The following is a 12104-nucleotide window of genomic DNA, read 5'->3' as shown; positions in this document are numbered from 1 at the left end:
TTTACGGCGAGTGTCTCTGGCACGATCCTGCTTTGCCAACCGTGCCTTGAGAGTCTTGGCACGAGCTTCAAGCTGGGCAATCTGCTGTTCAATGGGTTTGCGAGCCATGGGTTTCCTCGGTTCTGTCGTGATCGGCGGCAGTGGCGTTCTGGCGTGCCTTGTCCTGCATCTCCCGTAGGCAATTCGGGCATAGGCAATGCGCTACGTCATCCGTTGGCAGCGGCGTAACGGTCGGCAGTTTGGTGCACCAGCAACTGTCATCATTCTGGCAGATCGTCTGCGCCTGGCAACGTGGACAAATCGATTGCATCGATCGGAATATCGCCGGTTCTTGCTGAAACTTCCATTATGGGTCTGAACGGGCCATCCATATCGAGCATAAAAGTGTAGAAGCCATCAAAGTGTTTGGCATAAAATATCCCGCCAATATGATGCTAGGCATCACGAAAAGCGAAACGAAGTGAAGCTTTAACTCCGCACTTACGAGTTGCTGCGCAACTCAGTGCGGGGTAGGGTTGGTGCAGAATGGCGATCTACCATATGAGCATGAAGCCTGTAGCTCGCGGCTCTGGTCGTAGTGCAGTGGCGGCTTCTGCGTACCGCGCGGCCGATCGTCTTGAGAATGTGCGCGATGGGATGGTGCATGACTTTAGCCGGCGCCATGGTGTTGAGCACGCAGAGATTATTCTCCCCAATGACACCGTAGCAGCGAATGGTGCCGTTGTGCATGACGCCGGTCCTGAATGGGCGCGTGACCGATCAGCGTTGTGGAATGCTGCGGAATTGGCGGAGAGACGCAAGGATGCGCGGGTCGCTCGCGAAATCGAGGTTGCGCTCCCGCACGAGCTGTCGGCGGAGCAGCGGCTGTCACTGACGCGGGATTTTGCTCAGGCTCTGGCCCGGCAGTACGGGGTTGCGGTGGATTTTGCGATCCATGTGCCCCACGGTCATACCGATGTCCGCAACCACCATGCCCATATCCTGCTGACCACGCGACGGGTGATGACCGGGCGTGACGAGGCGGGGCGCTGGATCGGGGCCATGCCGGCCGGTTCCCTGGGCGAGAAATCCGAACTCGAGCTTGAGAACAAGAAGTTGCAGGCGCTTGGCCTGCCGACCTCGCATGAGCAGCTTCGGGATCTCCGGATTGGCTGGGAGCAGCGGACGAACGAGCATCTGGCGCGTGCGGGGCTGGATGTGCGGATCGATCACCGTTCGCATCAGGAGCGGGGGCTGGAGATCGAACCGACGCAGCATATGGGCGTGCATGCCACGCAAATGGAGCGGCGTGGCAAGGCCGTATCGCGGGTTCGGATCGATGAGGAGGCCGCGAAGCGCAACGCCGCGCTGATCCGGGAGCGGCCGGATCAGGTGCTGACGCTCATCACGGGCGAGAAGAGCGTATTCGATCGTCACGATGTGGCGCGCGCGCTGCACCGCTATATCGGCGATGCCGATGCGTTCCAGGCGCGTTTGCAACAGTGATGGCGTCGCCTGCTCTGGTGGAATTGCGGGCTGAGCAACGTGATAAGCGCGGGCGGGGTGATCGAGCAGGCGCGCTACTCGACGCGGGAGATGGTCGGTATCGAGCGCGATATGGCGGTCAGTGCCGATCGCATGGCGGAGGGTCGGGGCGGTCTGCCGGTGCGCGGTTTTGGCGTTGCCGCCCGGCGTGTGGATGCGGCAGTCAGTGCGCGGCCGTTCCTGGCCGAAGAACAGCGGGCCGCCATCGAGCATGTATGCCGGCCGGAGCGCATCTCTGCGGTGGTGGGGTTGGCCGGGGCGGGGAAGAGCACGATGCTGGCGGCGGCTCGGGAGGCGTGGGTTGCGCAAGGCTACCACGTTCATGGGGCGGCGCTGGCGGGGAAGGCGGCCGAAGGGCTGGAGGAGTCGGCTGGCATTGCCTCGCGCACGCTGGCCTCATGGGAGCGGGGCTGGGAACGAGGGTTCGACCGGCTCGGGCCGCGCGATGTGCTGGTGATCGATGAGGCCGGCATGGTCGGCTCGAAGCAGCTTTCACGGTTCATCACCGAGGCCGACCGGGCAGGAGCCAAGATCGTGCTGGTGGGGGATCCCGAGCAGCTGCAGCCGATCGGGCCGGGGGCGGCGTTCCGTGCGGTGGCTGAACGGATCGGTTTTTTGACCTGGCGGAAATCCGCCGCCAGCGCGAGGGCTGGCAGCGGGCGGCTTCGGTGGCGTTCGGGCGGCACCAGACAGAGGAGGGTTTGCGCGCCTATGCCGAGCGCGATGCTGTCCGGTTCGAGGCAACCGCGGCGGATGCGCGGACGGCGATCGTGCGGGATGTGCTGGCCGATATGGATGTGCGGCCGGATGGCTCTCGCCTGGTTCTGGCGCACCGCAACGCGGACGTGCGGGAGCTCAACGAGGCGATCCGGGTGGTTCGGCGAGAGCGGGGCGAGCTGGCGGACGAGCGTGTTTATCGCACGACCGAGGGGGAGCGGGCATTTGCGCCGGGGGATCGGCTGCTGCTTCCGCGAGAACAACCGTGAGTTGGGCGTGAAGAACGGGATGCTGGGCACGGTGGAGCTGGCCGAGGACGACCGCCTTCTGGTGCGGCTGGATTCTCCCTCCGGGCCTGGGCGAGGTCGGGCCGTGTCGGTCTCGATGGCGGATTATGCTGCCGTGGATCACGGGTATGCCACCACCATTCACAAGGCGCAGGGGGCGACGGTGGACCGGGCCTATGTGCTGGCCTCGGGCACGATGGACCGACATCTGACCTACGTGGCGATGACGCGGCACGGGACGGGGTGACGCTCTACGCCGATCGGGAGGAATTCAGCACTGTGGCCGCCCTGTCGTCGTGGCTGTCCCGATCCCAGGCCAAGGAAACCACGCTGGATTACGACCAGGCTGCCTATGCCCAGCGGCGTGGAGTCGAGGTGCGGCCGCGGGAGGTGGTGGCGGCGCGCGAGATCGAGGCGGGGCGTGCCGGGTTCCGGGCACGGTTCGAGGCACATCGGCAACACCAGGCAGCCGAGGCGGCGCGCAACAAGGAAGCACACGGCCTGGTGCGGGAGTGGACGCGGCTATCGGAGACCTACAACAAGGCGCTGCCGGGGCTGGAAACTGATCCCACTCTGGCCGGGCAGGCGCGGGTGGCGTTGCTGGGTTTGCCCGGACACTGGATCGTCATTCCGAAGCAGCGCAGCGGCTGCGGGCACGTGGCCATGACTTCGGGTTGAAGGAGGGATCGGCGCTGGCGCAGGTGCTGGCGTCGCCAGACGCCGGGCAGGCCATTGAGCGGCTGATGGCGGGTGCGGAGGAGCGGATGCGCGGTCATCTGGCGCGTGAAGCCGAGCGGGCGGCCGTCCGGAAACAGCAGGAAAGATCCGTGTCGCGGGGTCGTGGGATGTCGATGTGAGTGGTGCGGAAGAACGGCTCTACGGCTGATGGAGATCGTCGAGCAGCAGCAGGCGGCGGTGCAGCGGGCGCTGAACGGCCTTGCCGAGGAGCGGGCGGCGCTGGCGCAGGAGCGGCAGAAGCTGGCGGAGGAAGCCTCGAGCCTTGAAGAGCGGGTGCGTGAGGCGGTCAGTGCCGGCGGTGACGACGGCGCTCGAGCAGGTGGGCAAGGAAGGTGTGGCGACGGTCCGGGAGGCGGCCAAGCCATTGCTGGAGGATGTCGCCGGGCTGGCGGGCGGCATGGCGGTTGCCGAGGAGGCGTTGCGCCGGATCGTGGCCTGGGCGAGCTGGCGGTTACTGGGGTGGATCGTGGCCCTGACCGTCGGGTTGATGCTGTTCGGCTGGCTGAGCAGTACGGCCGTTGTCTGGTGGGATCGCACCACGGTCAGTCAGCTGCGGGGCGAAATCACCGTGTTGCAGGCCAATCACAAAGCCTGGGTAAAAGGCGGGGAATGCTCGACAAGATCACCTATTGCGAACCGGGCAATCGCCCCTGTGTCGCTATCAACCAAAGCGCCGGGACATACGGGAATAGCCGCGATTACCGGCGTCCTCAAGGGGTATTAGGGGCGTTTGCAGGGAGGGGTAGGGCCATGCACCGCCCCGGGTGTGCTGGAGGCTCCAACCTCAAAATCAATATAGTAAAATAAAAATTATTGTATTCAAAAATATCAAGATAATATTATTTGAAATATAAAATAATAATTTATTAAAAAATATGGATAAAATAAAATATATAAATAAAAAAAATTATAAATAAATAATGTTTTGAATATAAATAAATCATGCACTTGATGGTGCTTTCATGATATTGCAAACTATAAAAATTAATTTAGAATAGAATTGGAAAAGCAAGTTTTAATATTTTAATTATCTTCAAAAAGGCAGACGAAATTGGCATTTCTTCTCAAGAAAGTTGTTTTAGGGCTTGTCCCCTTGTCGGGTCTTGCTCTGGTAAGTTGTGCCTCACAATCAGGGTTGCCCAAAATTCAGCCTCATGTGAAACAGCTGAGGCCAATTTCTTCAGTGGTTCAAAGCAAAATTTCGATGCCACTGGATAAATCAAATCCAGTATCAATCAATTCTTCTAATGTATCGGCAGCCAGCGCGCTTGGAGACGCATATTATAATGGCTCTGGCGTGCCTCAAGACTATTCAACGGCAGCCATATGGTACAGCCTGGCTGCATCACGTGGCGATATAGTTTCACAATATCATTTAGCTGTTATGTATTCTGCTGGATTAGGTGTACAAAAAAATAATTCAAAAGCTTTTTATTGGTTTCTTAAGAGCCCGAATCTGAATGGTAGTGCGGCTATCGGTTGCGTGCGATTTTCCGTGTGAGCAGGCGGATATGGGCAAGGAAGAGCCATGCGGTGGCGCTGGTAACGGTGGCCTCGAAATCCTTTGCAAGACGTCGGCATCTGCCGAGCCAGGCGAAGGTTCTCTCCACGACCCATCGTCGCGGCAGGAGTTCGAACCCGCTGGTGGCGTCGGAGCGCTTGACGATCTGTATGGTCCATTTGCCGATTTTGGCGAGGCGTCCATTGAGTTTGGGACCGGCATAGCCGCCGTCGGCGAACACGTGCCGCAACCAGGGATACAGGGATTTGACCGATTTGAGCACGTCGGGCGCCCCATCCCGATCCTGAATGCCGGCATGATGAACGACGGCGCCGACGAGGTGGCCAACTGTATCGGTGACGATGTGGCGCTTGCGGCCCTTGATCTTCTTTCCGGCATCGAACCCGCGCGGCCCGCCGGCTTCGGTGGTCTTGACCGACTGGCTGTCGATCACGCCGGCTGTGGGCGACGCCTCGCGTCCGGCTATCTCCCGCGCCTGCATGACCAGGACGTGATTGATACGATCGAACGTGCCGTCGCGACAGAAGCGGTAGAAATAGCCCTGAACAGTGGTGAACGGCGCGAATTCCTTCGGGATCTGCCGCCACTGGCAACCGGTCGACAGCATGTAGAAGATGGCCTCCACAATCCTTCGCAGCACCACCGTCCGGGGCCGGCCTCGATGCGGCGGCAAGGGCATGAATGGTTCGATCAAGGCCCATTCGGCGTCGGTGAGGTCGCTTGCGTAGCGCAATCCAGCCCGGCAATATCGTTGCCGAGCGGTTTCAGTCCAAGCCATTGCGAATCCGTCTGTTGTTGCAAACCGACAGAATCACAACCTACTGAAATCGCTCAACTATCTTTTGCGGTCAGGCTCTAAGGCCGCAAATAATGGAAATGTTGCAGCAGAATTGGCGATAGCGGAAGCTTATGCCAATGGGGAAGGGGTCACCCAAGACCAGCAAAAGGCAAGTTATTGGTATCAGAAAGCGGCAGATGCAGGAAACATAACTGCTCAAACAAATATTGCATTGCGTTATAATGAAGGTCTTGGTGTTAAGAAAAATTATTCCCGTTCAGAACAATATTTCTTCGAAGCGGCATCTAAAGGTGATCCCGTCGCTGAGCTGAATATGGGAAATTTTTATCAAAAAGGCATTGCTGTACCTGAGGATGCGGTAAAATCCGTTTTCTGGTGGATGCAATCAGCTAAGCAGGGCAACTCAGACGCTCAAAATGCTCTTGCTAATGCCTATAGCCGTGGGGCTGGAGTTCCGCGCAACGTCTTCATGGCTGTGAATTGGTGGGAAAAGGCGGCCATTCAAGGTAACCAGGCAGCGCAGATTAGTCTTGGTCATGCCTATTTGATGGGTGAAGGCGTTAAGCGGAACCTGCAAAAATCCGCTTACTGGATGATGCTTGGTACAAACCCGGAGAAGCAGCCGCAAAAATCGATTTCGCCACTGCCTTATGGCCTGTTGCATTCAAATAGAGTTTTGACTTCCCTCGCAGTGAAGGCTCCAGCTCACAGCCATAAAATTGAATCACACAAAATAGTTTATAAGCATAAAAAAACAAAAAAACCATATAATTTAAATAAAATTTTATACCATAAAAATCACAAGCTTGAGAACCATAGGATTTATAAGAAATCAAAATTGACCCATGTTAAAAAATTGAGGCAAATAAAAAATAAATTATTTAATTTTGAAGCAAAAATTACCACATATTGTCAGTTTTTATTGATCACAAGATTTATTGGATCTAATAGTACTAGGTTATAGCGCCACAGGGAAAGTTTGCGATTGCCTTGTGCCGCGCTGCCGCGCTGCCGCGCTGCCGCGCTGCCGCGCTGCCGCGGTGCCTTCTCGTTGAGGAACTCATCGAGAAGGCTGTCGCTGAAGTTCACGCTCTAGACGTTCTGCCGCAGCAGAACGCCGGGTTCGTTATAGTGCCACCCGACGCCGTTCTCATTGGTCCATTTCGTGATGGACATGATGGTGATCCTGCCATCCTTCTTGTTGTCCGATGCAATTGGGTTATCCAGGAATTCCGATGGGGGCGTCTCCCGAGGAAGCCGTGTACCGAATGCTGGTCTGGGCGACCAATGGGTGAATTCTCCGGAATCCGCATCGTCCACCGCCTGAATGTAAAACTTGTGGTAGGTCGCTGAAGGTATCCGGCAATAAGTACAGAGGCTAGCACAACTTTGGCGGAAGTTTGTTGTTATGTCCGATGAGGCTACATCCGCAATGAGGTCGATGCCGCGGCGGTGAGCGAGAAAGACGGTCAAGGATGGCTTGGCGCACTGCTGGCAGGGTGGGTTGGGGAGGCGGACCAGGGACTCTTTTTTTCCGTCCCGCCTGAGCGAGCCTTCGGGATTGCAAGAAGGCGTAGGCCATCATCGTCATCAGGGCATGGCGGTGGAGGCCAGTCCAGGATCGGCCCTCGAAGTGGTCCAAGCCGAGTTCCTCTTTGAGTTGCTGATGGGCCTGCTCGCAGATCCAGCGCGCCTTGATGGCGCCAGCCAGAGCTCTGATCGGGGTGTCGGCAGGCAGGTTCGAGAGATAGTATTTTCGTTCGCCATTCGAGCGATACTCACCCACCAGCCAGGCTTCCTCTCCCGGCATGTGCTGGGCACCGGCAGAACCGATTCGCTGGGGCGCGCCATCAGCAATGCGTACCCTCATGGCGGCAAAGCGGGTTGTCAGACACCCCTTTGTTCCCTTGCGCCAACCGAGCTGCCGCCACTTCGTGCCTTCGAGCATCGCTTGTGCCGCCATGGATTTGACGTCGGGCACATGACGCACCCGTGGGCGACCGCGGCCTGCGACCGGGAAGATCAGCTGCACATCCGCCGGATAGACATTCTGGTGCCGGTGGATGCCGACAGCCCAGCAAAGGCCGCGTGCACTCAGCCGGCTTCTGTCCTCTATCTATCTGTTTCTGTTGGAACAATCCGTTTTATTGGAATGCCCAACAAAAATACAATCGCATAGCAGGAATGCAAAATTATCATATATATCTGAAGAGTCATAAATATCAAAATTTAGACGATTTATCAGATAGTTTGGCTGATGTTCATGTATCGATCAATATAAAAAGATATTTTGAATTTATAGACATAAATAACAAATTTCATGACATTAATTTTATTGTTTCAATAACAATTTGAATTTTGGAAAAAAAAGAAAAGTAAACTATTAGATTATAGGTAATTAGTTTCAAATCCAAACAAAGCTTATGGATGATTCAATGGTATATGACGCACAGTCGATTAATGACGTAAAAAAGTATAACCGTAAGATAAAAAAAACTGTTACAGTATTTATGTCAGAAGATAATCATATAGATAATGTATTGAATGAAATTCATGATTTTGATATCGACATCATCTTCGAAGGCGATACTCAAAAAATGAATAAAATATCAAAAAATAATGCTTCAGACATATTTCTATTTTGCATGAAAAATTATAGTATAAGTCTAACCAAAAAAATTATTGAAATTAGAAACAAAACAAACTCGCCAATTGTTGTTCTGTCTGAAAATTATGATGAGGTTCTTGCTCTGACCGTATTCAAATTTGGTGCAGATGAATATTGGTATTCGATCAATGATAGTCAGAAGATAAAAAACAATATATTTATGACTTTTCTAAAACAAAGCATAGATATGTATGTTAGGAATGATGTTGGTCAAAATTTAAATGATAAGCAAGGTTTGGAAAATAATAAACAAATAAAGTATGTCGACGTATTTAATAATAGTACAAAATTTTTTGTCGCATTTACGCCTTATGAATATAAAACGTTATCAATTTTAGTTGAAAATGCTGGAATTGTGATTCCGCGAGGAAGTTTAGCCCTTATGGTTCGTGGTCGCGTTAGTAAAAACGTCGACCGCAGCGTTGATAACATAATATCTCGGATCAGAAGAAAATTAAAAATGTTTAAAATTTTAAATTATCCGATCAGAAGTTTTAATTCTATAGGATATATATTTGTTGGAGACAGAGATGAGTTTGTTAAAGATTTAGGTAATGCAATTGATGAACATATCTACAATAAAAAACTAGATCCCAATGAAATAGGAGAGTGAACGCGGTCTTCCAAAGACTGAAGAGGAAAGTCGGCGGCTACTTTCTTGTTGCCCGCCTAGAGCACTTTCCGATCATTTCGGATCGGATGTAGTGCTCTATCATATTGATAATTAGAGCATCTTTATCCGATCAGATGATTCCATCTGATCGGATGATGCTCTAGGCTATGTACCTATTGCCATGACTACGGGACGTCTGACTCAAGTCTGTTCGGAGGACTTGGAACATGGCGGAACTTTTCTGGCTGAACGACACTCAATGGGCTGCGATCGAACCATTGCTGCCGAAGCTTGGCGGCAAGCCTCGGGTTGATGACCGCCGGGTGCTGAGCGGCATCCTGCATCGCTTTCGCGAGGGCTTGCGATGGCGAGCGCTTCCTGAGGCCTATGGGCCACGAACCACTGTGTTCAACCGGTTCAACCGCTGGAGCCAGCGTGGCCTCTGGCAGGAGATCTTCGCGGCGCTTGTCGCCTGCGCGGATCCGCCGCGCATCGCCATGGTGGACAGCACCTCGGTTCGGGCACATCGCGCGGCCGCGGGCGGTAAAGGGGGGCGCAAAGCCAGGCCATCGGCCGGTCGAGGGGTGGACGGACGACCAAGATCCACGCCGTCGCAGATGAGCAGGGACGCATCGCCGCACTCCTCCTGACGCCGGGACAAGCCTCCGATATCAGCGGCGCGAGGGCGCTTCTGCCCACAATACCGCCACCAGAAGAGCTGATCGCCGACAAAGCCTACGACGCCGATGACCTGCGCATCTTCCTCACCCGCCAAGGCACCAGGCCCGTGATCTCGCCCATGCCCAACCGCCGCGCCATTCCGCCCTTCGACCCCGTCGCCTACAGAAAGCGCAATCTCATCGAACGCGCCTTCTGCAGGCTCAAGGACTGGCGCGCCATCGCCACACGCTACGACAAAACCGCACGAAATTTCCTCGCAGGGATATGCCTCGTCCTCGCCGTCACATCTTGGATCAGTTGAGTCCAGAGCCTAGCGGGTTTCTGAGCAGGGGGGGCTGATGGTAGCTGGATGGATAGAACTCACTTTTATCTAAATGTAATATAAATCGCGCCAAATTTTTATATTGATAAAATATATAAAATTGTCGCTTAATTTAACGAGAAATTTTTCTGACATAGAATAACGCAAAATATAGAATAATAAATCATGCAATCTGTCCGTGATTCGTCTATGGAATTTGGAGGATATTAGGGCATCAGTGATGTTGAAAAAAAAGCGGCGTCAACTCGCTGTAATGTTTGCTGTCATCGTGGGACTTACCGGTTCTGCGTATGCGAATGGGTTTGGTACCGATTCGCCATATCAACTCCCAACGCCTGCCGATCTCGCCAATCTGGGCGCGGTGGAAAGCATAATTTTGCAAAAACAGGCAGGAATGTATCATTCCCCTCTCTATAATTCCTACAGTACAACAAACATAGCAAAGCAAACCAACTGTAACGTTGCCCCAACCACTTATGGAAACTCGGGTACGACCGCCGCGACCGCCGGCTCCCCGAGTACTGTCGGGGCCACACCGAGTGCGATAGGCAATTCAAGTTCCACTCAGTCATCGCTGTCGGCATCAACCGCCGGAACGCCGCTCACCACGACGGGTCAAACGAATAGCGGTGCTGTGGGGACGGTCCTGAACGGCTCGACGAGCACGTCGATCAGCGGCACGTATTCTCAAGCACTCAACAATACCCAAACCAATGGGGGGACGCAGAGTGCGTCAGTCAGTAATAGTAATGCATGTTCTGTTGGAACTGGGTCGCTGAATTAGCCATGTCCCAGATAATTCCTCATCGTCTTGTCCCTCTGCAGCGTCGGGTCATGGATCTGATGCCTCAACCTCGCCCAGCCATCCGGCGTTCACCGCGCAGCTACATGCTGCGCAGCACGGCGTTGCTGGTGCTCGCCAGTCAGGTGCTGGCCGGTTGCGCGTCAATTGGCATGCAGCGCGTTGAGCCTGGTGAAGCACCGATCGTGCTGGGGCCAAAGGTCAGATACAATCTGACCCCGGTCGATCCTGCTTTCGCCTGTCTTGCTGACGAAATCGTCCGTGACAACAAACCGCGCCTGACCTTCGCTGTTGGTGACGTCAAAGATTATACAGGTCGATACAACATCAACGAAGGCAATGCCATCACGCAGGGTGGCTCGCTCATGGTTGAAACGGCCTTGGGTCATCTCGGCAACGCTATCATGCAGGTCGAACGGGTTGATCCGCACATCACCCAGATGGAGCTTGGCTATACCAACCAGCGCCAGCTGGGGGATGGCCGCCTGCACATATTGCAGCCGGGCCCGCACGCTGTGCCATGGATGCCGTACTATGGTGGAACGATCCTCCGGTCCCAGTATTATATCATCGGTGGCATTACCGAGCTGAATTACAACATCCAAAGCGGCGGGGTGCAGGTTATGCAGAACCTGTCCGGTCCTTCGGCCACCACCTTTACCGAGAATGTCGCGATCGATCTTGATCTGGTTGATACCCAGACAACGCAGATCGTCAAAACCATCAGCCTGGAGAAGCAGATTGTCGGCTATCAGGTGAGCGCCGGGATATTCAGGTTCTTCGGCAGCGATCTGTGGGATGTCAATATTGGCGCAAAAAATCAAGAGCCTTTGGAGCTGGGTGTTCGAACCACCTTGGAACAAGGTACGCTTGATCTGGTGGCGGCGGCCGAACATCTGAGCCCGCTTCCCTGTCTGAAGAAAGTCCGTGATGCAATCTCGGAGAAGACTGCCAGCCAGCTTCGCAAGACGCCCAATCATGTGAAGCTCATCCAGCCACCTGTCCCACCGGGCGTACAGCAACCGATTGCCAAGCCACTTCCAGGTAGTGCCGGTGCGCCCATGAAGCTGAGCTTCGATTTCGGTTCGGCGGCGATCCCCGCCGGGGATGGTGGCTTGCTGACCCGGATCGCCCAGATGGCGGCAAAAGCCCCTGTTACTGTCGAGCTGACTGCGCCGGCAAATGAGAATTGGTCGCCCTCTATGCGTTCTGATCTGATCAAAGCGAGGATTGCCTCGCTGCAGGACGGGCTTTCGACCCACGGTATGACTGCCCCGGTGATCACTGTCCAATGGGCGCCATCCGATACTGATAGTGCCATTTATCAGGATGGATCGGGTTCGCAAAAGGTCGCATTAGTTACTATTAAATAATACAAAATAAAGCTAATTAAAACTCTAAGTTTATTATAAATTCTATTAAGAATCAGTA

11 protein-coding genes and 2 pseudogenes are annotated in these 12104 nt (G+C 54.4%); 10 read left to right on the top strand and 3 right to left on the bottom strand.

The features are described from left to right. Positions 1 to 525 precede the first annotated feature (525 nt). Genes mobQ through HUW10_RS18165 form a run of 4 tightly spaced genes read left to right on the top strand, consistent with a single transcriptional unit; the run spans position 526 to position 3385 of the window. Complete coding sequence (mobQ, locus tag HUW10_RS18180) at positions 526 to 1485, top strand: MobQ family relaxase (protein ID WP_236656125.1); 960 nt, start codon at positions 526 to 528, stop codon at positions 1483 to 1485. A 39-nt stretch (positions 1486 to 1524) separates the two neighbouring features. Continuing rightward, on the top strand, positions 1525 to 2775 hold the full coding sequence (locus HUW10_RS18175; RefSeq protein WP_236656123.1) for an AAA family ATPase: 1251 nt from the start codon (positions 1525 to 1527) through the stop codon (positions 2773 to 2775). Beyond that, the gene (locus HUW10_RS18170) at positions 2772 to 3206 is read left to right on the top strand and encodes a hypothetical protein (protein ID WP_236656121.1); all 435 of its coding nucleotides are present in this window, start codon (positions 2772 to 2774) and stop codon (positions 3204 to 3206) included. The genes HUW10_RS18175 and HUW10_RS18170 overlap by 4 nt, the downstream gene beginning before the upstream one ends. Continuing rightward, positions 3203 to 3385, top strand: coding sequence for a hypothetical protein (locus HUW10_RS18165; protein ID WP_236656119.1), 183 nt, complete (start codon positions 3203 to 3205; stop codon positions 3383 to 3385). The genes HUW10_RS18170 and HUW10_RS18165 overlap by 4 nt, the downstream gene beginning before the upstream one ends. 19 nt (positions 3386 to 3404) lie before the next feature. On the opposite strand, the gene HUW10_RS18160 is transcribed toward HUW10_RS18165, so the two are convergent. Next, positions 3405 to 3593, bottom strand: a complete 189-nt coding sequence (locus HUW10_RS18160; RefSeq protein ID WP_236656117.1) for a hypothetical protein — start codon at positions 3591 to 3593, stop codon at positions 3405 to 3407. Here HUW10_RS18160 and HUW10_RS00205 point away from each other — a divergent pair. Continuing rightward, complete coding sequence (locus HUW10_RS00205; protein ID WP_236656115.1) at positions 3586 to 3990, top strand: hypothetical protein; 405 nt, start codon at positions 3586 to 3588, stop codon at positions 3988 to 3990. The genes HUW10_RS18160 and HUW10_RS00205 overlap by 8 nt on opposite strands. A gap of 327 nt (positions 3991 to 4317) precedes the next feature. Continuing rightward, on the top strand, positions 4318 to 4767 hold the full coding sequence (locus HUW10_RS00200) for a tetratricopeptide repeat protein (RefSeq protein ID WP_174501792.1): 450 nt from the start codon (positions 4318 to 4320) through the stop codon (positions 4765 to 4767). Here HUW10_RS00200 and HUW10_RS00195 read toward each other — a convergent pair. After that, entirely contained in the window at positions 4739 to 5566 is an 828-nt protein-coding gene (locus HUW10_RS00195; protein ID WP_174501791.1) for an IS5 family transposase, read from the bottom strand. The genes HUW10_RS00200 and HUW10_RS00195 overlap by 29 nt on opposite strands. Positions 5567 to 5678: 112 nt before the next feature. On the opposite strand from HUW10_RS00195, the gene HUW10_RS00190 reads away from it, so the two are divergent. Continuing rightward, positions 5679 to 6551, top strand: a complete 873-nt coding sequence (locus HUW10_RS00190) for a tetratricopeptide repeat protein (RefSeq protein WP_174501790.1) — start codon at positions 5679 to 5681, stop codon at positions 6549 to 6551. 561 nt (positions 6552 to 7112) lie between these two features. Here the strand turns inward: HUW10_RS00190 and HUW10_RS00185 are convergent. Further along, positions 7113 to 7694, bottom strand: a pseudogene (locus tag HUW10_RS00185) (transposase); the annotation flags it as partial. A 328-nt stretch (positions 7695 to 8022) separates the two neighbouring features. Between HUW10_RS00185 and HUW10_RS00180 the strand changes: the two are divergent. The 3 genes and pseudogenes from HUW10_RS00180 (at position 8023) to HUW10_RS00170 (ending at position 12046) form a co-directional block, all read left to right on the top strand. After that, a complete protein-coding gene (locus HUW10_RS00180) occupies positions 8023 to 8868 on the top strand; it encodes a winged helix-turn-helix domain-containing protein (RefSeq protein WP_174501788.1) in 846 nt (281 codons plus the stop codon). 227 nt (positions 8869 to 9095) lie between these two features. After that, positions 9096 to 9850 (top strand): annotated as a pseudogene (locus HUW10_RS00175) (IS5 family transposase). 909 nt (positions 9851 to 10759) lie between these two features. Next, on the top strand, positions 10760 to 12046 hold the full coding sequence (locus HUW10_RS00170) for a CsgG/HfaB family protein (RefSeq protein ID WP_174501786.1): 1287 nt from the start codon (positions 10760 to 10762) through the stop codon (positions 12044 to 12046). Positions 12047 to 12104: the final 58 nt, after the last annotated feature.

It is taken from the genome of Acidiphilium sp. C61, from assembly GCF_905116885.1.
Classification (GTDB): Bacteria; Pseudomonadota; Alphaproteobacteria; order Acetobacterales; family Acetobacteraceae; genus Acidiphilium.
The sequence above is the reverse complement of the archived record's forward strand: the minus strand, read 5'-3'. Positions and strand labels throughout refer to the sequence as shown.

Bases quoted from the DNA above. Each gene is read 5' to 3' on its own strand.
- HUW10_RS00195 (WP_174501791.1), bottom strand. From the start codon at position 5,566: ATGGCTTGGACTGAAACCGCTCGGCAACGATATTGCCGGGCTGGATTG.
- mobQ (WP_236656125.1), top strand. From the start codon at position 526: ATGGCGATCTACCATATGAGCATGAAGCCTGTAGCTCGCGGCTCTGGT.
- HUW10_RS00170 (WP_174501786.1), top strand. From the start codon at position 10,760: ATGCTGCGCAGCACGGCGTTGCTGGTGCTCGCCAGTCAGGTGCTGGCC.
- HUW10_RS00180 (WP_174501788.1), top strand. From the start codon at position 8,023: ATGGTATATGACGCACAGTCGATTAATGACGTAAAAAAGTATAACCGT.